Here is a 22,837-nt window from a genome sequence, read left to right as displayed (position 1 = left end):
GAAAGATCCCCCTGGCACTGCCGATGAACGGAATGCGACGCAACGATGTTTATTCTGTGTTACTGCCGCCTGGTTCAAAAAAGATCGCCGTATCTTACGTCTGCTCTATTGAATATTTTTATACCCGATGTTGAAATGGCAACATCGTTGCGTATTATTTTACTTTCTCAACAACTTCAACCAGTCTCCAGCGCTTTGTTTTGCTCAGCGGACGCGTTTCCATGATCTTAACGAGATCACCGATGCTGCACTCGTTTTTTTCGTCGTGTGCGTGGAATTTGGTGGTCTTCTTTACGAATTTACCGTAGATCGGGTGTTTCACCTTTCTTTCAACAGCAACAGTTACGGTTTTATCCATCTTGTTGCTGCTTACGACACCAATTCTGATTTTACGCAAATTTCTTTCTAACATGGTTCTGTATTTATAGTTAGATACCTAACTTTCTTTTCTGTAATTCTGTTTTCAAACGGGCAACCTCTTTTCTTAAACCACGTATGCTCATCGGGTTTTCAAGCGGGGTGATCACGTGAGCGAATTCGAGCTTTTTCAAGCGCATTTCGTCTTCCCGTATCCTGGCCTGAAGATCCTCTTCGTTCATGTCTTTCAGACCCTTATTAAATTCAACTTTCTTATTAGGCATTGTTATATTTTGAAAGTGGGCAATCGAAAACACCGGTTATGATCATCAAATCACCTTTAACCTGCATCTTCTGATTTGCGCCGGTTATGATTGTAGTTCCCTTCTTACAACAAACTTTGTTTTAATAGGTAACTTCTGTGCAGCAAGCATAAATGCGCCTTTTGCCACTTCTTCGGGAACGCCATCGGCTTCGAAGATGATGCGTCCGGGTTGAACAACAGCAGCCCAGTATTCGGGGTTACCTTTACCCTTACCCATCCTTACCTCTGCAGGCTTGTGGGTGATCACCTTATCGGGGAAAATACGGATCCAAACATTACCTTCACGCTTCATGTGACGGGTAAGTGCCTGGCGGGCAGATTCGATCTGACGGTTTGTTAACCATACAGAGTCCAAAGCTTTCAATCCAAATGAACCGAAGGATAATGTAGCGCCACGTTTAGTGTCACCCTTCATTCGTCCTTTCTGCATTTTTCTGTGCTTCGATCTTTTTGGCTGTAACATCTTTTTATAGTTTCAAGTTCCAGGTTGGGGGGATTATTTCACCCTTTACCTGACAATTCAATAATTTGTTTCTAATTCGTTCGGCTGAAATTATCTTCTGCCGCCGCCACCACCACGATTATCACGTCCACCACCGCCACCACCTGGGCCACGGTTATCACCACCTCTCCTATCGCCACCTCCGCCACCACGGAAACCTCTGTCATCACCTCTCTGGTCTCTTCTGTCGCCACCTGGTCCGCCGGCCTGCTCTTTACCGCTGATGAAATTCGGGTTAAGATCCCTTTGTCCAAGTACTTCACCCTTACAGATCCATACTTTGATACCTATTTTACCGTAAACAGTTTGTGCAAATACATTAGCATAGTCGATATCCATACGGAAGGTGTGAAGTGGCACCCGACCTTGCTTGATTTCTTCGCTACGGGCGATTTCCGCACCACCCAAACGACCACCAACTTTTACCTTAATTCCTTCTGCACCCATGCGCAACGCTGATGCGATGGACATTTTGATCGCTCTCTTGAAGTTGATACGGTTTTCAATCTGGCGCGCAATCGTATCGGCTACAATATTTGCATCCAGTTCCGGACGACGGATCTCAAGGATATTAATTTGAACATCATCTTTACCGGTCAACTTCTTCAACTCTTCTTTAATCCGGTCTACCTCGCCACCACCTTTACCGATGATGATACCGGGCTTAGATGTATGTATAGTGATGATTAATTTACCAAGGGTACGCTCTATTACGATCTTAGCAATCCCGCCTTTGTTGATACGGGCAGTAAGGTATGTCCTGATCTTATGATCCTCAATAAGCTTCTTTGCGTAATCTTTGTGATTACCGTACCAGTTGCTTTCCCAACCACGGATGATACCTAACCTTGCACCAATCGGATTTGTTTTCTGACCCATATTCTGGATATATAAGATTTACGAATGATTATTTTTAGAAGCCCTGTCGTTTGAACCATAAGTGTTTTTAGACACTTCAGTTGTTTTTTCGTCGACAATGATGGTCACGTGATTGCTGCGTTTGCGAATACGGTAACCACGACCCTGAGGCGCGGGGCGCATACGCCTTAACGTTCTTGCACCATCAACGAAAATGGTTTTAACAACCAGGTTAGCATCAGCAGCGCTGGTGCCGTCGTTCTTCTGCTCCCAGTTGCTGATTGCACTTTTTAGCAATTTTCCCAATGGAGTAGCCGGATGTTTAGGATGATGTTCAAGAGTCGCTATCGCATTCTCAACGCCCATTCCACGAATTAGGTCAGCGAGCAGACGCATTTTGCGTGGCGACGTCGGGTAGTTCCTCAATTTTGCTATTGCTTCCATGATATTATATTTTCGAATTCCGGCTGACTGACAAGGAGAATGATCCAGGGCCTTCCGGAACTGATTTATTGTTTTTTGTTAGAGTGTCCTTTGAAGTTGCGGGTTGGAGCAAATTCGCCCAATTTATGGCCGACCATAAATTCAGTTACGTAAACGGGAATGAACTTGTTGCCATTGTGAACAGCAAATGTATGACCCACAAAATCAGGAGTGATAGTAGAGCGGCGAGACCATGTTTTGATAACAGATTTCTTGGCAGTACCGTCGTTAATAGCAAGCACTTTACCTTCCAGTTTGGCTGCTACGTAAGGACCTTTTTTAATTGAACGACCCATTATGTCGATTTTAGATTTATGATGTTAGGTGTTGAATTTGGTACCCGGCGTTTGTTCTTTTCTCTGCATCGTTGCGTCGCACTCCCGTCCGCATGGCTTCAGCCGGGCGGGCTTGTACGCCCTCATCTTTACGCAGCGATCCAAATAACCGGCGACCGAAATCGATTCTATTTAGCCAGTTTTTTACCATTACTCCGTTGGATAATCAGCTTGTCGCTTCCTTTTCCTTTGGTCCTGGTTTTTAAACCTCTTGAGTATTGACCGGTTCTGCTCCTTGGCTGACCACCACTTGCTCTACCTTCACCACCACCCATCGGGTGATCTACAGGGTTCATGGCAACACCACGAACACGCGGGCGGATACCCTTCCAAACATTTCTACCGGCTTTACCCATGCTTTGAAGGCTATGGTCGCTATTGCTTACGACACCAACAGTAGCATAACAATTGATCAACACTTTTCTTAACTCACCACTTGGCATTTTCAATACCGCGTACTTCTCTTCTTTGTTGCTTAATTGCGCACTTGCGCCGGCGCTTCTTACCAACTTTCCGCCTTGACCAGGCTGCATTTCTACGTTGTGAATAACCGTACCAAGTGGCATGTTCTTCATTTGTAAAGCATGGCCAAGTTCTGGTGCAACCGCATCGCCGCTAAGCACTGTTGTACCTACCTGCAAACCCTGTGGTGCAATGATGTATCGCTTTTCACCATCCACATAGTGCAGTAAAGCGATAAATGCTGTACGGTTCGGATCATACTCGATACTTGCAACAGTAGCAGGAATGTCTTTCTTATCCCTTTTAAAATCGATGATACGGTAAGCTTTCTTATGACCGCCACCGATATACCTCATTGCTCTCCTACCCTGGAAGTTTCTTCCACCGGTACGACCTTTCTTCTCCAATAGACTTTTCTCAGGCGTGTCTGTAGTGATCTCTGCGTAGGCATTTCCTATTCTCCAGCGGGTGCCTGCGGTTGTTGGTTTATATTTTCTTAATGCCATAACTCTGATTTTGGTACCACGCAACTATTACGTGGTTAAGTTTTGCAATGTTTGCGGTCTTGCCGACCATTCGTTTGTAATCTATTGGCGAACTAATCCGGAATAAACTTAAATGCTTCCGTACAGGTCAATGGTTTCGCCTTCTGCAACAGTAACAAGCGCTTTCTTGTAAGCGGGTTTCTGACCCTTTACAAAACCAGCTTTTGTATACCTGGTTTTATTTTTACCAGGAAGAACTGCAGTATTTACGTTCACTACGGTAACACCGTAAAATTCTTCAATAGCCTTTTTAATTTCGAGTTTGTTCGATTTACGTGCAACCTTGAAAGCATACCTTCTCAATTTGTCCTGTTGGGCGTTTGCCTTTTCAGAAAGTATCGGCTTTACTAAAACTTCTGCGAGTCTCATTTTACTTATTTGAAATGTTTTGAAAATTGCATTTTTGAACTAATCTCACCGTATCCACTTCACTTCAAAAATTCATTTCTGATTTATGCGTTTGGCACATCTTCAACGGCAACATCGTCTTCGTTAAAGATTTTAACTGCGCTTTCAGTCATCACCAATACGTCTGCATTTACAATGTCGTAAGTATTGATATCGCTTAAAAGGCTGGTTGCTGCATTTGGAATGTTCCGGCTGCTCAGGAACAAAACATCGTTGTACTCAGGAATAACGAACAAGGTTTTTTTATCACCTACATTCAGGGCATTCATGATACCAAGAAATTGCTTTGTTTTTGGTGTATCTATTTGCAGGTCCTCAACAACAACAATTGCATTCTCCTTTGCTTTGTAAGAAAGTGCACTGATTTTAGCCAGGTCTTTTACCTTACGGTTAAGCTTGATGGAATAACGGTGCGGTTTAGGCCCGAAGATGGTACCACCACCTTTATACAATGGGTTACGGATGTTACCTTTACGGGCTCCACCAGTACCTTTTTGTTTGTGAAGTTTACGGCTGGCACCCTGAACTTCTGCACGGGTTTTCACCTTGTGGGTACCCTGGCGCTGAGCGGCCAGGTATTGTTTAACGGCCAGGTAGATCACATGCTCATTTGGCTCGCCACCAAATATCTCATCGGGTAACTCAACGGAACGTCCGGTTGACTGACCTTGTATATTTAAAACGTCTACTTGCATATTATTTCTGTATTAAAACGATGGAACCATTGTGGCCGGGAACAGAACCACTGATTAATAAATAATTCTTTTCAGGGAAGATTTTTACGATCTGCAATCCTTTTACTTTAACCCGGTCGGTACCCATACGGCCAGCCATACGCATACCTTTAAACACCCTGGAAGGATAAGAGGAACCACCAATTGAACCTGGTGCTCTCTGGCGATCGTGTTGTCCGTGTGAACCTTCACCAACACCGTGGAAGCCATGACGTTTTACAACACCTTGGAAGCCCTTTCCTTTAGTTGTACCTACAACTTCAACTTTTTCACCTTCAGTGAAAATGTCGACGGAAATGGTATCACCCAGTGCTTTTTCGAGGGAATAATTTCTAAATTCTTTTACGAAGCGCTTAGTTGCGCTGTTGGCCTTTGCGAAGTGATTGATTTCGGCCTTTGTGGAGTTTTTTTCTTTCTTGTCGCCGTATGCTAACTGTACGGCTGTGTAACCATCCGTATCCTGGTTTTTAACCTGGGTAACGGTGCAGGGACCAGCTTCGATAATGGTAACAGCTGTCTGTTTGCCATCGGTGCCAAAGATACTGGTCATACCAATCTTCTTACCAATAATACCTTTCATTGTGTATTGTTTATGCCCCGATGTTAAAAGGACCTCCAACCGGTAAAGTTGGAGTCGATCCCCGTTTGCTACCGACCTTTTCACATTTTTCTCAATGGTGAGAGAGGAAGTACCGGTAGTAAACAAACCTCGAAGGGCTTGTTCATATGTCTTGCCTTAGATCAAAATAACCTAAGGCGGTTTATGTTAATCAGCGCTCTTTCGGCGTTCCAAGGAACGATTGAGAGATGACGTGTAAGAACTTTGTTATCCCGAGGGACAGGCTTATGCCTTAATCTCAACTTCAACACCTGAAGGCAGGTCGAGTTTGCTCAGTGCATCTACAGTTCTTGAAGAAGAAGTATAGATATCAAGCAGTCTTTTGTGCGTACACAATTGAAATTGCTCCCTGGCTTTTTTATTCACGTGTGGTGAACGCAACACGGTGAAGATTTTCTTTTGTGTTGGTAAGGGAATTGGACCAGTTACAACAGCACCTGTACTGCGAACTGTTTTTACGATCTTTTCTGCAGATTTATCTACCAGGTTGTGATCGTATGATTGTAATTTAATTCTGATGCGTTGAGACATAGTCGAACCCAATTTTTCTAATTACGAAGTAAATGATTAGTCGGAAGCCTTCGTGAATCTTTGATTTGGGAGCGCAAAGGTAAGCGGGAGAAACATATCAGCCAACATTTTATTGAAGATTCCAGCCCATTTTTTCAAAAAAAATCTAAATGGTTACACAAAATACGAAACCGGGCAGAGATTGAGGAATTTTGCCCATTTAGCGGTAAACAGCTCCGGTTTGTTCAGCTTGTGCTTCAACGGGCCCCTTAACGGTAAATACTTTGTATTTACTGTGTTAAATACGCTAAACGGGTAATTGTTCGGGTCTGCGGCTTATTACTCCTCTGCAGACTTTGTTCAAAGACTAAAAGCAATTAACCTAAACAAAGCGTTTAGGCGTATGGCCACCTACACAACCGTAATCATTAATTAAGGCCACGTTAAGTTAGGGAGTGTCTAATCTGCTACTTTCACGACCTGTTTTTCGCCATTAACCTCGATGCTTAACAAAAAGCCCGTCACGGGCAATTTTCTAAACCCTGGAACATGGAGTTGAGTGGCGCCCCGGTGTGGGTGATAAACATGTTTTGCAAGTATTTCGCCCCCTTCGTTTGCAACTGCAATCCGGACCACCGCATGTGAGTTTAAGACCAGGTTCACCTGGAGTTCATTTTTATCCGGGGTAGGGAACACCCTTCCCACGCTAAAGCTATTGGTTGCAGGCACCACTACAACCGGGGAATACTCATGGGCCCCACCTGGAAGGGCTGCCCTTAAACGGTAGTAAATGCATGGGGTTTTAGCAAGAGAAGCTTTGGGATCTATTGTGTTGAACGATGTGGGAAGCACGTCGCTGACAGGGGCAGCGAAGGCCGCTAATGCTGAAAAGGAACGTCCGTCATAAGATTTCTCGATTGTCACACCCTTTGCCCTGGATGCAGCGTCAATCTCCCAGTTTAGCAGTACATCCCGGCCCTTGTAAGTTGCAGTGAGTTGTATCGGACTTTGTGGTGTTGAGGAGCCACGCTCAGCGTGGGGGTAATCTACGCGTGCATTCCGCGGCGAGCTAAGCTGGCTAATTGTATCCAAAAAGTGGTATTCGACTCCTGAAGCCTGGCTCTTAACCATTGCGTCTGTTGAGACGATACCAGCTTGCTTTAGCCCCACCGATTGTGCATTCAGCGTGCCACTAAGTAGCAACAGGCTCACCGAAGCAAAAAAAACCAATTGACCATGCATCTTTTTGCCTGACACCGCAAAAACATTCAAACGGGTTGGTTGCAAACCACAAACCGTTTGAAGGAAAGAAAAGTTCATAAAAGGTACGCAGGGTTTAATAGTTCCTCCGAAGCTAACTCAGAAAATGGTTTTTCGGGGAACGAATGTGTTGCGCGTTGTAATAACGACTGGATATCGTTCTAAATTATGCTGCTTTGCAATTAGTAAAGCTGATAGCAGAAACAACATAGAATTCGTGTCAATATCTATAGTCGTTAAATCAATGCTGTACGGCTCAATTAAAAGCCGCCTAAAAACAAATGTTCTAGGCGGCTCCAGTTGCAAGTCAGAAGTTGAGGTGGTTAAAACAACCAACTGATCCATGTTTTGGCTTCAGCTGTTTCTACCATATCATAGGACGAAGGACCGGTTTGAACAAGGTAAAAGCCATCAGGGTCTGTTAAATAAGCTCTGATTGAATTTGTAGTACCATATATTAGGTTGTTAGCGGCGGCTGGAAGAGCAGATCCAAATCCTATATTTGATTGCAGCCAGGTGAATTTAATGATGCCATTAGCAATAGCTGGTGGAGCTGCATAGGACGCTGCTCTTGCACCATTTCCTGCAGAATGTATCACACCACATAAATCACCCCCGGTCCAACCTCCATATCCCCTTGGGCCATAGATCACATAATTATAGCCAGGAATGCTCGTCCTTAGGTTTAAGACATCATCTACTCCATTAGAATGCCACCCCCAGGGTGAGTACCAATAATCATTACCATTATCAATTGCATACTGCCTCCAGCGTTGTGGAGCACTTATATCAATTTTTAGGGGGGCTTTAGCTCCTGCAATAGTGCCTGTGACTGTTCCAATTGTTACCGTCAGGCTATTACTAGCGCTCACCCAATTAACATTTCTCAATTCACTAATCACCGTTGTTCCTGTATTAAATGGGGTGACAAAGCCGATACCTGTTGTATTAAAGTAAAATAGGCTGCTAAAAGACTGCAGGTTGTTGGAGGCGTCCAACCAGTTGAATGTTATACGTCTTGTCGTATTGTTGATGTTGAGTTCATATGTTTGGCCACCGATTGACAAACGCTTGAAGTACTCAAGTATTCTGCCATAGGCAGAGCGAAACTGGTTGATGTTGAACGCACCTGAAGTGAATACTTGTGCTTCCTGCGGGGTAGCTTTTACCAATACGGCTTTACTTCCATTCATCCTTCCAATCAGGTTAATGGTATCTGTACTCGAAGAGTCAAAATAGAACTCGAAGTCGGACTTTAACCCAACCCCGACTGGTCCTCCATTTACGTCTGCCTTTACGCCTACATTCTCGTTGGGGTCAGCAAGAACGTGAACATACGAATAGGTGTCGAACACCAGGCTGGGTTGCTGTAAAGCTTTAAGCCTATAGCTGCTTTCTTTTAAAGTAACGGCTGAAGCAGAGTCGAAGTCTGAAACCATATTTACTCGATTGCTAGCGTTGAACTTGAAATAAAAACTAAAAGCGCCACCACCAGCCGGATAAATAACTGCCTTCCACCCATTTTCTGCACTTGTAAGCTGATTTTGATAATTTGTTAAAACCTCATTTAACCGTTCATCAGCAGACTTCTCGAAAGCAGGGGCATCATCCTTTCGACAAGATGATAGTATTACAGAGACCAACAATATGTAACCAAAAACATTTTTCATTTCGATATGATTAATAAATTAAGCGAAAAACAGAAGTTAACTAATAAATAAGTGCTTCGATTGCGGATCTGCTGCGTGCCTGTAAACTATAAAAATCTATACTCCAAACTTGCTTGAAATAGTTAACAACCATAGCTTCTTTGTCTCTTAAGCTTTTTTTAGCTTCTACATCGGTAGTACCAAGAGCACTTGTTCCTGCAGGAATCTTGTTTACTATTCTATCAAATCCAGCTTTTCCTTCAACTAACATGATAGCTATCATCTCTACAAAATCTTCATCAGGTCCCGACATTGAATAAGCGGTAACGAATCCATTTGAATTAGCTTCCGCATCATTTGTGTTAATCCAGTCGGACGTATATAACTTCTGGCCAATGCGTTTGAACTCAGGTGGATATAAAGTGTTTTGATGTAGTATGTGTCCAAACTCATGTTGAATAGTTTGGAACATCTGCTTTATCAAAAACGAGTCTGACCTTACATACCCAGGCATTCCTTTTGTTCTGAAATAATTTAGCTGGTACAATACCACTTTTCTACCTCCTTCTGCCGTTCCCAAAGTAGCTGAACCATCAGTATTATAGCTTGCACTTCCGACCAGGGAAAAAAACTTGGGTGTGTATTGCTTGAAAAATGGAATGCCGGCTTCTGCTATATATGTCTCGATCCAAACTTTTCGTATAGCATCCATTACCGGGATAACCTTCTCTTCTTTAGGCGGAACAAGTGTTTTATTCAATTCCAACTCGAACTGATCCCATTTGTACTTAACATCAATATTGTAGGGGATAGTTAAGTTATCGTAAATCCACTTGTCAAGAGGCCCCTTGACCCATACGTCTCCGCCAAGCCCTGGGATGTTTTCGGCGTCAGCGGAATTCAACGTTTCTTTCTTGCACGAAGTGGATAGTGAGATTGTACATACAACCAGTAAAAAATATATAAGCTTCATACTTCTCTTTTAAAATTGATTAACGTGGATTTTGAGCAACTCCGGACAATAGTGCAGATTGGGGTATTTGCAGTAACCTGCGTGGATCATTTGCTGCCAACGTATGTGTTTCACCTGTTTTTGTGGTATGTACGACCGGAATATTGTGCCGTAAAATATCAAACCATCGCATTCCTTCCTGGACGAATTCTGCCCTTTTGTAATTAAGAACCAACTTTAGCAATCCATCCCTAATGCTATTCGTGCCTGAATATGTAGCAAGCTTATCCTCCGTTAAAGTACGGTTTGCAGGTAAGGCACCAGGTGTGACACTAACCAACCTCGTAGACAAATACATGTTCAGATCAGCAATTGCTGGCGTGAATTGCCCTGTATATGCACTCGCCTCAGCTTTGTTGAACAAAACTTCTTCAACTGTAAATGCGGGGATCATCACATATCCACGACCAAAATTGGACGTTGGAGATTCATATGCAAAATGCTGGCTTAATTTAGTTACCGCAATATTTCCTGTGCCAACTGTACCAGTTCTAAAGCCCCACGTTCCACCTGAAACTGGAACCGAAGTAGGTAGAACTTGTGCTTGCACACTTGCATCCATTCCGTATCTATATCTTGCATATTCGTAACCATTTGCATACCACGATGTAGTACCAATTAAGAGGAGATTTGCCGGCTCAGAAGACTTCAAATAAACTTGCGGAACATCGTTCAAGCCAAGGTTTGCGTAAGTGGTGTTCCACGGCCGCAAGGAGGCAAGGTAATTGGGAACCGCAGTATTCGCATATTGGATAACTTTGCTATATTCCTTTTTGAATAAATAGAATCGGGTAGCAAAAGCATTCGCTGCGGCACGATTGAAGTGATATCGGGGAACAGTATAGCTTTTGTCATCTATAAGGGGCAATCCTTCTAAAAGATCTTTTTCGATCATCTCATATACATAAGCTACAGTCTTTCGCTCATACTGCTTAATTACCACTGTTTCGGGTTCTAGAACATAGGGGATACCTGGATCTGTAGCAGCGGTCGACGGATCGTAAACCTTTGAAAAAAAGGTTACCAGCATAAAATGAGCATAGGCTCTTGCCAATAAAGCTTCTCCTTTTTGAGCTTTATAATTCTCAGGGTCGGGGGCTTGGTTACAGGCCTGTAAAGCTTGGTTTGCAGCAGCTATCGCTTCATAACATCCAAACCAGTAGAACTCCGGAGTGTCCTGGGCATTGTCTCGTACATCCCTAAAAAAGTAAGAGTCTTCATTCACGTTTTTAATAACTCCGGCTCCTTTATCGTTAGCATTATCCGACATCGCTTCGGCAAAGGCCATATAATTAGCAGATGGATACGCCGTGCCGAGTAGTTGAGAGACCTTCTCGGGCGATGTTAACTTAGCCCGGTTATCAGGCTCTTTCTCAAGGTACTTTTTACAACTGGTTGCAGTTAACATAAAAGCAAATGCAACATATAAAGCGACTTTATTCATTTTTAGATTTTTAAAGACCAACTCTTAATGAAAGTGTGAATTGTTTTTGAATTGGCTGAGCCACACCACCTGAATTAAAGAACTCAGGATCCTGCCCTTTAAGCTTAGGATCAGCATAGATTAACCAGGGGTTTACGGCTGCTGCTGTAAGTGCTGCGTTTTTGAGAAAACCTCCACTTCGAAGCAGGGAAGCAGGAAGAGTATAGGTGAGCGATACTGTTTTCAACCTTACAAAACCTCCGTCAGCTACTCTTGCACTCGAATAATTGTAGTTGTTATACGGATAATCACCCCCGGTAAGTGAATTTTGATAGGCGTCCATTATAGATGGCACATTAGTACGGGCCTCGTCACCCGGCATTACCCAACGATCAAGAAACTCTTTCGGCGTTGCATCAAGCTCAGAATAAGTTGGTCTGAATGCGGTATAAAGCCGGATTTTATTACCTGCCTGGTAGGTTACAAATATGTTTAAAGAGAAGGCCTTATAATTAAAGGTATTTGAGAAACCCCCGGTTATCGTAGGGTCAACAGAGCCTTCATACTTTAAATAGTTAGTAGAGTCATCCTGAAGATATACCGCATGTGCCACTTTGCCTCTCTCGTCTATGAACTCCGGAACGCCGGTTGCATGGTTTAAACCCGCATATTGTATAGAGAATAAGCCGCTTACAGGATATCCCTCCTGGTTCCCGCCTTCGGCTTTGACAAGGTCAAAAATGATTGGTCGGTTTTCAACGTTAGTAATTTTTGTTTTGTTGTAACCGAAAGTAAGATTTGTCCTCCACCCCCAGTTTTTCTCTCGGATGATCTGACCTCCAATCAACAATTCCGCACCCCTTGAATGCATATCAGCATAGTTGGCGGCTTTATAGGACTCTCCACCGATGCCTGAGGTTTTAATAATGCTGATCAGATCAAAGCTTTTTCTCTCATAAGCATCTATACTTAAGTTTACCCGTCCCCCGAATAAGCCGGCATCTACTCCCAGGTTTGTGGTATAATTTTTTTCCCAGGTCAATTCTGAATTTTCCAGGTTAGCCAGGGTAATCACAGACTCTACTTCCGTAGGTGGCCGATTTGTATTAATGTTACGAAGCACGATATTTGAATTCGTCGCAGGGCCTAGGCTTGCTGTCAAGCCATAACTTGCCCGCAACTTCAGGTAATCAACTGCCCTTACATTTTGCATAAATCCTTCTTCATCAATGTTCCATGAACCTCCAAAGCTCCAGGTTGGAAGCCATCGGGCAGAAGGTGATGAACCGAGACGATTGGAACCATCATAGCGGACTGTTCCGTAGAAATTATATCGGCGATCATAAGTGTACTGTCCGTTAAGATAGAAAGCAGCAAAACGATCGAAATCCTTGCTCATCCCATAGTAAGGAAAATTTGCTTCAATAGTCTGTTTGAGTGCACGGTAATCAGCAAAAACAACACCCCCGTTATCATATTGATACCCGTAACCACGACTGTTAAAATTTTGCCGGTCGGCATATTTAAGCTGCTGACCCACAAGGATATTTACGTTATGCCTTGCTGCAAATGTATTTACGTAGTTCAAGCTGTTCCTCACATCAAAATTAACCAGTTGGTCTTCGGTCCGGTTATAAAAACCACCATATGGCAATACTACCGCTGGTTCTGCATCTGGATTATCCGGATCAGTATATAAGAATTGGTTATTAGCCCTTATAGTCGCCGTGCCTGCAGCGCGGTAAGCATTCGCCATGTTAGCATTTTCTGTTACCTGGTGTTCCCGCGACGATTTGACATACCTCAATGCTCCAATGAAATCATAGCGCAACGTCTTTGAAAATTTATAGCCTAACTCCCCCTGTAATTTCAGGTCAATAACATTCAGGTCAATGGTGTTGTATTTTAATTCGTCCAAAATATTAAAGGGTGCAAAATTGCGCCTGAAGTATTCCGGCTTACCATTCTCATCATAAGCTGTCATTGCACGACTGGAATTTAACGCAAAGCTGAACGGATTAATATCGAAATCTCTTTCAAACTGCCCGGAAACCGGGTTACTTACCCGCTGAACTGTGCCGGGAGCATGTTGTTGCCTTACGGAACCCTGAGTTAAAAATCCTGCTGATAACCTATCAGAAAAGTTGTAGTTGTTTCTAAAATTCAGCGTATAGCGCTTCACATCGTCAGCGATTGTCCAACCATTATCATTATAGAAGCTCGTGGAAAAAAATGATTGCGACCGTTCACCTCCAGACGATATACTCAACGAATGTTCCTGCGTAAGGGAATTTCTAAACAGGAGATCAAACCAGTCAGTGTTTACTAAAGCATATCTTTTCAGAAATTCATTTTTAGCTTCGGTAGTATTCTGGAGCAGAAAATTACCATTGGCATCCTGCTGGTTCAGCATGTCATACATTTTACCGTAAACCCCATAGTTCCCGCGGCTTAATATATTTGACGTCAAGAAGCCCTTGCGTTCAAGTTCTGCTAAAACAGACATCTGTTCAACAGAGTTCATAATGTTATAGCTATTATATGTCGGCTTGAGTTGACTGCTGAAATTGCCGGTATAGTTGATAACTGGTTTACCTGAACGCCCCTTTTTAGTGGTGATAACGACCACGCCATTCATTGCTCTTGCGCCGTACAGTGCTGTTGCTGCTGCGTCCTTCAGAATATCAAAGGTTTCGATATCGTTTGAGTTAATACCAGCTACAGACGATCCCAACAGCGTTGTAGGATCACCACTTGACAGCTGGTCGTTAGAGATATTGATAATATCTTCCTGAACTACTCCATCAATTACCCACAACGGTTTATTTTCCCCATTAATAGAAGTAGCACCCCTAATCCGGATTTTTGGTGCACTTCCAAATGTGCTGGATACGTTCTGGACGGAAACGCCGGCTGCCCGACCTTCAAGCATCCGGCTTACGTCTATTACTCCAGGTAATCTTACATCGTCTGCTTTAATCGTGGCAGCTGCACCGGTAAAATTCTTTTTACTAATCGTCTGAAATCCAGTAACTACTACTCCTTCCAGGCTACCCGCAGCTGAACGCAAAACGATTTGCACAGCGGCTTGTCCCGGTGTAAGTCGAATTTCCTGAGATGCATAACCTACATAAGTTAGTACAAGAGTGCCCGTTGAAGGAACTGCACTTAATCGAAAGTCCCCGGAAGCGTCCGTTGTAGTTCCGTTTTTCGTTCCTTTTACCGAAACAGATACACCAGCAATGGGATTGCCGGTGGTGTCTGCCACCTTACCCGTTACCGTAGTGCCCTGGGCGTGTAACTGAAAGGTAAACAGCATAAACAGGGCTGAAAGGAAACCGCTGTAGATTAACCTTAGCCACATGGGGTGCTTTACATTGGGATTCCCCAACGTTTTTTTAGTCATAGTTGATTTTTTTCTGTAAACGTGGATTGATGTAAACCTGAGTAGACAATTCTAAACGCAAATATGCTGTTTAAGCAGCAGCTTATTATTAGATTCTCGGTGGAAAAAACCCTGTTTGAAGGGGTGGAATTTGCTGAATATGTATGAGCGGCAAATATGACGTATGAACAGCAACAACATGATAAATAATGTTAATGCTTTCTTAACGCCACATTCAGCGCTGAGTTCAACAGCGCTATTCTCAAACATGTCACACCTTTCTGGAAGTTCGTCTCGTCACAAACCGCATTGCATAAAAAAACCCCGCTTTTCAGCAGGGTTCCTTTTATCTGATCAAATTAATTAATCTTCTACTTTCAACTTACCTTTTTGTTTAGCCATAACTTCTTCCGCTACGTTGTTCGGAGCAGGATTGTAATGACTGAACTCCATGGTTGAAGTTGCGCGACCTGATGACAATGAACGGAGCTGGGTTACATAACCAAACATCTCGCTTAAAGGCACTTTAGCCTTGATCACCTGTAAACCGGCACGGCTATCCATACCCTCAAGCATACCACGACGGCGATTAAGGTCACCCGTTACATCACCCATGTACTGGTCAGGAGTGGTAACCTCAACTTTCATGATTGGCTCAAGCAAAACAGGTTTTGCTTTTCTACCCGCCTCGCGGAAACCACCTTTTGCACAAAGTTCAAAACTCATCGCATCGGAGTCAACCGCGTGGAAGCTACCATCATAAACCCGCACTTTCATGCTTTCTACTGGGTAAGCAGCAAGTACACCAGTGTTCATAGAATTTTCAAAGCCTTTCTGAATGGCCGGAACAAATTCCCTTGGAATTGATCCACCAAAAAGGTCATTTACGAACTGGAAAGTGCCTTTGCCTTCTTTCAGGAATTCCTCATCCGCTGGTCCGATCTCGAACTGGATGTCGGCAAATTTACCACGACCACCGGTTTGCTTTTTCAGCGTTTCCCTGTGTTCAATTGTTTTGGTAAATGCCTCTTTATAAGCAACCTGGGGAGCACCCTGGTTAATTTCAACTTTAAACTCACGACGCATACGGTCAACGATGATCTCCAGGTGCAACTCACCCATTCCACTCAGGATGGTTTGGCCGGTCTCTTCATCAGTTTTAACCCTTAAAGTCGGATCTTCTTCAACCAGTTTAGCGATTGCCATACCCATCTTATCAACGTCGGCCTGTGTTTTAGGCTCGATTGCAACCGAGATTACCGGTTCAGGGAATGTCATGCTTTCCAGGGTAATCGGGTGCTTTTCGTCGCAAAGGGTATCACCGGTTTTAATGTCCTTAAAACCAACTGCTGCCCCAATATCACCTGCTTCGATATAATCAACCGGGTTTTGCTTGTTCGCATGCATCTGCATAATACGGCTGATACGCTCATTACGTCCGGTACGTACGTTCAGCACGTAAGAACCCGAGTCGAGACGACCACTATATGCCCGGAAGAACGCCAGACGACCTACAAATGGGTCAGTCATGATCTTAAATGCAAGTGCGCTAAATGGTTCTTTTGGATCAGCGTGACGAATAACTTCTTCACCCGTATCCGGATTTGTTCCTTTGATTGCCTCAATGTCCAGTGGACCTGGCAGGTAACGAACGATCGCATCCAATGCAGTTTGCACACCTTTATTCTTAAAAGATGAACCACACATCATCGGAATGATAGAAAGATCGATGGTTGCTTTGCGGATCGCTTCATGAACTTCGTCTTCGGTGATGGTTGAAGGATCGTCAAAGAACTTCTCGAGCAGCGCATCATCATATTCTGCAACTGCTTCAATCAATTCCTGGCGGTATTGGTCAACTTCCTCCTGCATATCTGCGGGAATGGCAACTTCTTTGAAAGTCATTCCGCGGCTTTCCTCGTCCCAGATAATACCTTTCATGGTAATCAGGTCAACAACACCTTTAAAGTTGTCTTCTGCACCTATTGGTAACTGAAGCGGAACTGCTTTTGCACCCAGCATTTCACGCACCTGCTTAACTACATTCAGGAAGTCAGCACCACTGCGATCCATTTTGTTTACAAAACCAATACGTGGAACTTTATAGCGGTTAGCCTGGCGCCAAACGGTTTCACTTTGTGGCTCTACTCCACTTACTGCACAAAACAGGGCAAGTAAGCCATCAAGTACACGTAATGAACGTTCTACCTCTACGGTAAAGTCAACGTGACCCGGAGTATCGATGATGTTAAATTTGTAAAGCTTTGTATCCGGAGTTTTTACACCCTGAACGGTTGGGAAGTTCCAGAAACAAGTAGTTGCAGCTGAAGTAATGGTAATACCCCTCTCCTGCTCCTGTGCCATCCAGTCCATAGTTGCAGCACCATCGTGTACTTCTCCTATTTTATGGTTCACACCTGTATAGTATAGGATACGCTCGGTAGTGGTTGTTTTACCCGCATCAATGTGCGCCGCTATCCCGAAATTTCTTTGATACCTTAAGTCCGCCATGACTTTTATGTTTGTTTGTTAATTACTTTGTTGGTCAACTGCAGAGCCGTGATGTGGCAGCCGTTGCGACGCTCCGTTCATCCTATTTTCCCTGTTGGAGCTTTTGTGCAGGGAAATCTAACTGGTCCATCGGTGTACAATCCTCAATTTGGAGCGCAAAGGTATGAAATTTAAGTATTCCCCGGTATTAAGAACAGGTTGCAAATACGGGCAAAAACATTATTAACAAACACTTGCATCCTAAAGGTTGAATTCCCTTCGTTTTGTCCGGCCATTGCCCTTGCTACCAGCGCCCAGGAGTGTATTCGCCTGCGAACCACCAACGCTAACGTTTTAACTCCAGATTTATTTTGCTGTTGCCGGCCCGAACCTGAAAAACTCAAGAAAAAGAGGTAGCAAATGTTTAATTATTATTTAAGCTGGCCGGGGCTCAAAAAAGCTCGTTCAGGGGGTTGTGCCTGAGTTGAGGAGGTTCTCACGCTAAAAAGTAACAGGGCGGCCAGATCGCATCCCTTGCTCCACATTGGGTTATATGATATCTTAAGGTTGGCTTTCTTGAAATGCCATATGTCGCGTTGTTCAAAGGTGGCTAGTTTACCTGGATCTATTCTAACCATTCGGGCGTGATTGCCCGCAACACTGCCCCAAACAAAAAAGCCGCCCAATGGGCGGCTAATATTTTCAAGATGCCTTTTATTAGATCTTAAAGTGGGAGAAAGCTTTATTTGCTTCTGCCATACGGTGTGTATCTTCTTTCTTTTTGAATGCACCACCTTCACCTTTACTTGCAGCAACGATTTCGTTAGCCAGCTTATCCGCCATGCTACGACCATTACGATCGCGACTGAACCTGATCAACCATTTAATGCTTAGTGAAACCTTTCTGTCAGCCCTTACTTCAGAAGGAATCTGAAAGGTAGCACCACCAATCCGACGGCTACGCACCTCAACAGCAGGGGTAACATTTGTAAGTGCTCTTCTCCAGATCTCATATCCATCTTCGTTTGTTTGCTTAGCAACTTTGTCTAATGCATCGTAGAAAATGGTGAGGGCAATGCTCTTTTTACCTTGCCACATCAGGTTGTTAACAAAACGGGTTACCAGTTTGTCGTTGAACTTTGGATCTGGTGCTAAAGGAATTTTCTTTGGTTGCGTCTTACGCATATCTAGTATTATTTATAGCAGCTGCGCTGCTGAAGATTGACAAATGTTGGATGAATGAAAGCCTATTTCTTAGCCTTTTCTCTTTTAGTTCCGTATTTAGAACGGCTTTGCTTACGGTCTTTAACACCTGCAGTATCAAGGCTACCACGAACAATATGATAACGCACACCTGGTAAGTCTTTAACCCTTCCACCACGTATCAGAACAATTGAGTGCTCCTGGAGATTATGTCCTTCTCCCGGAATATATGCAATAACCTCAATCTTGTTTGTAAGACGAACCTTGGCCACTTTACGTAGTGCAGAGTTTGGCTTTTTTGGGGTTGTTGTATAAACCCTTGTGCAAACACCACGACGTTGCGGGCATGCATCCAAAGCCCTGGACTTACTCTTGGCTTTAATTATTTCTCTACCTTTTCTAACTAATTGCTGTATTGTAGGCATCTGTAACCTTAATTTTTCGGACGGCAAAAGTAATCGCTAAACTTGTAATAACAAAAATGTTTCTGAAATAATTTGTTACACAACTCAAAAAATCATTGCCGCTGTTATAAATATATGTTTCTAAATGTTCCTTGTAATTTTTTACCGTCGCCTTAGTCGTTCACATTGAGCATGTTGAACTCATGTAAACAGGCTTCCAAAATCAGTCAAACGTTAACCGGTAAAAGTAAGTGCATTTTGGTTATGGCTGGTAAAGTCACGAAACCTTAACTGATCCGGTAAAGCCATCCATGCTCATCATTTGCGCTTCCATTTCTGATCGCGGCCAGCCGGCTCTTAACCTCCGGCGCAATGGTCCATTTTGATACATCGAATTCCATAACGTAATCTTTGTAACGCAACTCCCTGATAGAAGATATTACCGCGGCGGTTCCTGTTCCAAACACCTCTTTAAGCTGTCCCTCTGCATAGGCAGCCACAATCTCGTCGATGCTGATTTCCCGTTCAACAACTGATAATCCCATGTCGCCAAGCACTGTTATCACACTGTCACGGGTTATGCCGTCCAGGATGGTCCCCTGGCTTAAATCGGGAGTATAGGCGGTATCACCTATCACAAAAAAAACGTTCATGGTTCCAATCTCCTGAACATACCGGTGTTCAAAAGCATCGGTCCACAATACCTGGTCGTACCCAAGTTCCTTTGCTTTGGCTGTCGGCAACATGCTCGCGCCATAATTTGCCGCGGCTTTAGCGAAACCAATACCGCCTGGTGCCGCGCGGGTATAATTTTCTTCTACATAAATGCGCATTGGCTTGTCGTAGTAGGGACCTGTAGGACTTAAAATAATCAAAAACTTGTACTTCTCAGAGGGTTTAACCCCAATTACATCATCGGTGGCAATCATAAATGGCCTGATGTATAGGGAATGATCCTCCTGATCAGGTATCCATGCCTGGTCTAAGTTGATCAGTGCCCGCATTCCTTCTATAAAAATCTCCTCAGGTACCGCCGGCATCTGCATTCTTTCGGCAGACACATTGAAACGACGAAAGTTTTCAAAAGGTCTGAAAATGGCGATACTGCCATTTATATCTTTGTATGCTTTTATGCCCTCAAATATGGCCTGTCCATAATGGAGCGCCGCGGTTGCGGGGTCAAGTTGTAAAGGTGCATAGGGCTTAATTTCGACCGCCTTCCATTCACCATTTTCATAATCTGCTTCCAGCATATGGTCGGTAAAGTATTTACCGAACGGAACATTTTTTAGTGTCACCTGGCTGAGCCTGCTGCTCGCTGCTTTCTGCACAATTATCTCAGACGCTTCAATCATATTAGTACTTTTGTTTTTTGCAAAGAAACAAAAAATGCCCTTGACAGGCGGGAAATCATCATTGTATGGCCGGAGAACGAATTATTTTACCCCCCTTTCTTATTGCAGACCTGTATAAAAACGTGCTCGTCGACATTCCCGGGAACGTTGCCTCTGTAGCTGTCTCCTCGGTCGTTTCCATGCCCCCGACAACAAAAGAAGCCGGTAAAATCCGTTTTCTCGGACAGAATAACAAGCAAGTGGTTGTTTTGTTGAAGGATAGCCAGTCCCCTTTCATCAACGACAGCGAACTGGACTTTCTTACAAAAATTCTCAAGGCCTGCCAGTTAAACCTGAGCGACATTGCTGTAATAAACGTAGCAAACCAGGAAATAAGCGCCGCCGCGTTATGCGGGCAACTTTCACCAAAACACGTTTTAATGTTCGATGTTGACCCGGCGGCTGTAAAACTTCCGTTTACCATTCCCCATTTCCAGGTTCAAAACTTCGACGGCTGCAGCTACTTCACTTCTCCTGCGCTTAAGCTTATGATTGCAGCCTCGGCCGACAGCAGGTTGCTGAAAACAAAGTTGTGGGTAACGCTGCAGAAAGCTTTTAATCTTTCCTAAACAAGCCTGATGCGTACCATTGTTTTTGCTACAAATAATCCAAACAAGGTTGAAGAAGTAAGGGCAATAGTTGGGCGGGAGTACCACATCATCTCACTCAAGGATGCAGGCATTCATATCGATATACCCGAACCCCACGACACACTCGAAAAAAATGCCGCAGAAAAGTCGGGAACGATATACCGGCTCACCGGCTCCAATTGCTTTAGCGAAGATACCGGTCTCGAAGTTGAAGCTTTAAACGGGGTGCCCGGTGTAAAAAGCGCAAGGTATGCCGGCGAACATAGCAGTTCAACCGACAATGTTAATAAGCTGTTAGCCGAACTGGCGGATACTAACAACCGCAAAGCCCGTTTTCGAACCATCATCTCCCTAATCTTCGACGGCAAAGAGCATCAGTTTGAAGGTGTCTGCAACGGAACTATCACCTTGAAACCCAGTGGGGACGCGGGTTTTGGTTATGACCCGGTTTTTATTCCGGATGGCGCCAGCGCAACATTTGCAGAAATGACGCTTGACGAGAAAAACCGTTTTAGTCACCGCAAGAAAGCAATGCGGCAACTTCTCTCCTTCTTATCCCTTGCTGGGAAATAATTTTCTCTTTTTTAGAAAATACTGCAACCTTTCTTTACCTGCTAACATCTGTTATTGTACTGGTCTTCTGTATCTGAGACAATTACACGCTAATACTCTATATAATAAAGACACCCAATACAATAATTCATGAAAACAATCCAACTACCCACTACCATCTCTGCGCAAAAACGCGCCAGCTACTCAACCGAAAATCCCGCTTCATTTGCGTTTAAGGGGTTAATGCCTGCCGTCAACCGGAAACGTAAAGCAGTTACTCCTCCTGCTCATGTGTGGGACAGGATTGCGAGTGCACTGGATCAACAAGATCAGCATATCAATCGTTCAACCGGGCATCGCTGAGATTTATGCCAGCTTGTGCGTACTATTTAGGTATGGCAGCCAGGTTAAACTGCGCTGCTGTATCTTGCCATGACTAACAATCCTTATGGAACGCATCAAGTTAAATTTAGCCGACGAGTTCAGCTATACTACAGCATTGACAATCCGGATAACAGACCTTAATTATGGCGGACACGTTGGCAATGATACCTTTTTAGCGCTTATTCACGAAGCCCGGCAGCAGTTCCTGGCACACCATGGGTACGAAGAGTTAAGCTTTGAAGGAGCAGGCCTGATAATGGCTGACGTAGCCATCGAGTTTAAACATGAGCTTCATTACGCTGATCGTATTCGCATATCCGTTGCTGCAACAGGGTTCGACAAGTTCGGCTTCGACCTGCACTACCTGCTGGAGCTGGATAAGGACGGCGGCCTGGTGTCTGCTGCAAAGGCAAAAACAGGAATGTTGTGTTATGATTATGCAAGCAAGAAACTGATGAAATTACCGGAAGCTGCTGTACTTAAGCTAAACAACAGATAACACCTTAGGCGAGCCAGGCAATTTCATTTGAACAGGCCTATCCTAAAGCCGGCTATTTAACAGTTATAGACGATTACACTGACCTGCTATTTCGCTTACGCATCAGTTGAAAGCACGTGCTGTGACTTGCAATAAACCGATGCTTTTCTAACAGGCATTGCTTCCTGAATTTAGTGGGCGGCAAAGGGGAACTCAAAAACAGGGATTGCTCAACACGATGTGTTTTGCACATGGGTGGTTTAATGGCGTAGCGCTAACTTTTGCCTGGAAAAAACCTGTTGAATAAGGGTGACCGACTACTTCGTGGAAGCGAGTTCGCGCATCATATGTAGGATGCAAATCTTGTAATAAGACCCACTAGCTGAAAAGCCAAATTGAAAAGATGCCGATGAACGTAATGCGACGCAACGATGCTCAATCTGTGTTACCCAACTCTGTTCCCAAATAGATTACC

General features: G+C 43.9%; 24 protein-coding genes. 4 read left to right on the top strand and 20 right to left on the bottom strand.

Annotation, left to right across the window (positions count from 1 at the left end):
* Positions 1-154 precede the first annotated feature (154 nt).
* From rpsQ to EXU57_RS08430, 20 genes are all read right to left on the bottom strand, one after another.
* Positions 155-412: a 30S ribosomal protein S17 gene (gene rpsQ / locus EXU57_RS08525; RefSeq protein ID WP_133267774.1), complete on the bottom strand. Its 258-nt coding sequence runs from the start codon at positions 410-412 to the stop codon at positions 155-157.
* Between the two features lie 16 nt (positions 413-428).
* Positions 429-641 carry a 50S ribosomal protein L29 gene (gene rpmC / locus EXU57_RS08520; RefSeq protein ID WP_133267773.1) on the bottom strand — a complete coding sequence of 71 codons (213 nt, stop codon included), beginning with the start codon at positions 639-641 and terminating at the stop codon, positions 429-431.
* 84 nt (positions 642-725) lie between these two features.
* The gene (gene rplP, locus EXU57_RS08515; protein WP_133267772.1) at positions 726-1,145 is read right to left on the bottom strand and encodes a 50S ribosomal protein L16; all 420 of its coding nucleotides are present in this window, start codon (positions 1,143-1,145) and stop codon (positions 726-728) included.
* Between the two features lie 90 nt (positions 1,146-1,235).
* A complete protein-coding gene (gene rpsC / locus EXU57_RS08510) occupies positions 1,236-2,063 on the bottom strand; it encodes a 30S ribosomal protein S3 (protein ID WP_133267771.1) in 828 nt (275 codons plus the stop codon).
* Positions 2,064-2,081: 18 nt separating this feature from the next.
* On the bottom strand, positions 2,082-2,486 hold the full coding sequence (gene rplV, locus EXU57_RS08505; protein WP_133267770.1) for a 50S ribosomal protein L22: 405 nt from the start codon (positions 2,484-2,486) through the stop codon (positions 2,082-2,084).
* Positions 2,487-2,551: 65 nt separating this feature from the next.
* Positions 2,552-2,821 (bottom strand): 30S ribosomal protein S19, encoded by a 270-nt coding sequence (gene rpsS / locus EXU57_RS08500; RefSeq protein WP_133267769.1) that lies wholly within the window; start codon positions 2,819-2,821, stop codon positions 2,552-2,554.
* 167 nt (positions 2,822-2,988) lie between these two features.
* Entirely contained in the window at positions 2,989-3,828 is an 840-nt protein-coding gene (gene rplB, locus EXU57_RS08495) for a 50S ribosomal protein L2 (RefSeq protein WP_133267768.1), read from the bottom strand.
* Between the two features lie 108 nt (positions 3,829-3,936).
* Complete coding sequence (gene rplW / locus EXU57_RS08490; protein WP_133267767.1) at positions 3,937-4,236, bottom strand: 50S ribosomal protein L23; 300 nt, start codon at positions 4,234-4,236, stop codon at positions 3,937-3,939.
* An 83-nt stretch (positions 4,237-4,319) separates the two neighbouring features.
* Positions 4,320-4,970, bottom strand: coding sequence for a 50S ribosomal protein L4 (gene rplD, locus EXU57_RS08485; RefSeq protein ID WP_133267766.1), 651 nt, complete (start codon positions 4,968-4,970; stop codon positions 4,320-4,322).
* Between the two features lies 1 nt (position 4,971).
* Positions 4,972-5,589, bottom strand: a complete 618-nt coding sequence (rplC, locus tag EXU57_RS08480) for a 50S ribosomal protein L3 (RefSeq protein WP_133267765.1) — start codon at positions 5,587-5,589, stop codon at positions 4,972-4,974.
* 264 nt (positions 5,590-5,853) lie between these two features.
* A complete protein-coding gene (gene rpsJ, locus EXU57_RS08475) occupies positions 5,854-6,159 on the bottom strand; it encodes a 30S ribosomal protein S10 (RefSeq protein ID WP_039142986.1) in 306 nt (101 codons plus the stop codon).
* A 438-nt stretch (positions 6,160-6,597) separates the two neighbouring features.
* A complete protein-coding gene (locus EXU57_RS08470) occupies positions 6,598-7,458 on the bottom strand; it encodes a hypothetical protein (protein ID WP_133267764.1) in 861 nt (286 codons plus the stop codon).
* A 263-nt stretch (positions 7,459-7,721) separates the two neighbouring features.
* Positions 7,722-9,068, bottom strand: a complete 1,347-nt coding sequence (locus EXU57_RS08465) for a DUF4302 domain-containing protein (RefSeq protein ID WP_133267763.1) — start codon at positions 9,066-9,068, stop codon at positions 7,722-7,724.
* 40 nt (positions 9,069-9,108) lie between these two features.
* Positions 9,109-10,020 (bottom strand): putative zinc-binding metallopeptidase, encoded by a 912-nt coding sequence (locus EXU57_RS08460; protein ID WP_133267762.1) that lies wholly within the window; start codon positions 10,018-10,020, stop codon positions 9,109-9,111.
* 19 nt (positions 10,021-10,039) lie between these two features.
* Positions 10,040-11,503, bottom strand: a complete 1,464-nt coding sequence (locus EXU57_RS08455; protein WP_133267761.1) for a RagB/SusD family nutrient uptake outer membrane protein — start codon at positions 11,501-11,503, stop codon at positions 10,040-10,042.
* Between the two features lie 10 nt (positions 11,504-11,513).
* A complete protein-coding gene (locus EXU57_RS08450) occupies positions 11,514-14,888 on the bottom strand; it encodes a SusC/RagA family TonB-linked outer membrane protein (protein WP_133267760.1) in 3,375 nt (1,124 codons plus the stop codon).
* Positions 14,889-15,230: 342 nt separating this feature from the next.
* The gene (fusA, locus tag EXU57_RS08445; RefSeq protein ID WP_133267759.1) at positions 15,231-17,378 is read right to left on the bottom strand and encodes an elongation factor G; all 2,148 of its coding nucleotides are present in this window, start codon (positions 17,376-17,378) and stop codon (positions 15,231-15,233) included.
* Positions 17,379-18,074: 696 nt separating this feature from the next.
* A complete protein-coding gene (rpsG, locus tag EXU57_RS08440) occupies positions 18,075-18,542 on the bottom strand; it encodes a 30S ribosomal protein S7 (protein ID WP_133267758.1) in 468 nt (155 codons plus the stop codon).
* A 62-nt stretch (positions 18,543-18,604) separates the two neighbouring features.
* Positions 18,605-18,985: a 30S ribosomal protein S12 gene (gene rpsL, locus EXU57_RS08435; RefSeq protein WP_133267757.1), complete on the bottom strand. Its 381-nt coding sequence runs from the start codon at positions 18,983-18,985 to the stop codon at positions 18,605-18,607.
* Positions 18,986-19,251: 266 nt separating this feature from the next.
* Positions 19,252-20,319, bottom strand: coding sequence for a branched-chain amino acid aminotransferase (locus tag EXU57_RS08430; protein ID WP_133267756.1), 1,068 nt, complete (start codon positions 20,317-20,319; stop codon positions 19,252-19,254).
* Between the two features lie 65 nt (positions 20,320-20,384).
* Here EXU57_RS08430 and EXU57_RS08425 point away from each other — a divergent pair, with 65 nt between their 5' ends.
* From EXU57_RS08425 to EXU57_RS08410, 4 genes are all read left to right on the top strand, one after another.
* Positions 20,385-20,927, top strand: coding sequence for a hypothetical protein (locus EXU57_RS08425; RefSeq protein ID WP_133267755.1), 543 nt, complete (start codon positions 20,385-20,387; stop codon positions 20,925-20,927).
* A gap of 9 nt (positions 20,928-20,936) precedes the next feature.
* Positions 20,937-21,521 (top strand): RdgB/HAM1 family non-canonical purine NTP pyrophosphatase, encoded by a 585-nt coding sequence (rdgB, locus tag EXU57_RS08420; protein WP_207955434.1) that lies wholly within the window; start codon positions 20,937-20,939, stop codon positions 21,519-21,521.
* Between the two features lie 129 nt (positions 21,522-21,650).
* Positions 21,651-21,863 carry a hypothetical protein gene (locus EXU57_RS08415; RefSeq protein WP_133267753.1) on the top strand — a complete coding sequence of 71 codons (213 nt, stop codon included), beginning with the start codon at positions 21,651-21,653 and terminating at the stop codon, positions 21,861-21,863.
* A gap of 85 nt (positions 21,864-21,948) precedes the next feature.
* Positions 21,949-22,383 carry an acyl-CoA thioesterase gene (locus EXU57_RS08410; RefSeq protein ID WP_133267752.1) on the top strand — a complete coding sequence of 145 codons (435 nt, stop codon included), beginning with the start codon at positions 21,949-21,951 and terminating at the stop codon, positions 22,381-22,383.
* Positions 22,384-22,837: the final 454 nt, after the last annotated feature.

This window comes from Segetibacter sp. 3557_3 (assembly GCF_004354985.1).
In the GTDB taxonomy this organism is placed as follows: domain Bacteria; phylum Bacteroidota; class Bacteroidia; order Chitinophagales; family Chitinophagaceae; genus Segetibacter.
This window is presented reverse-complemented; position numbering and strand designations above follow the sequence as displayed.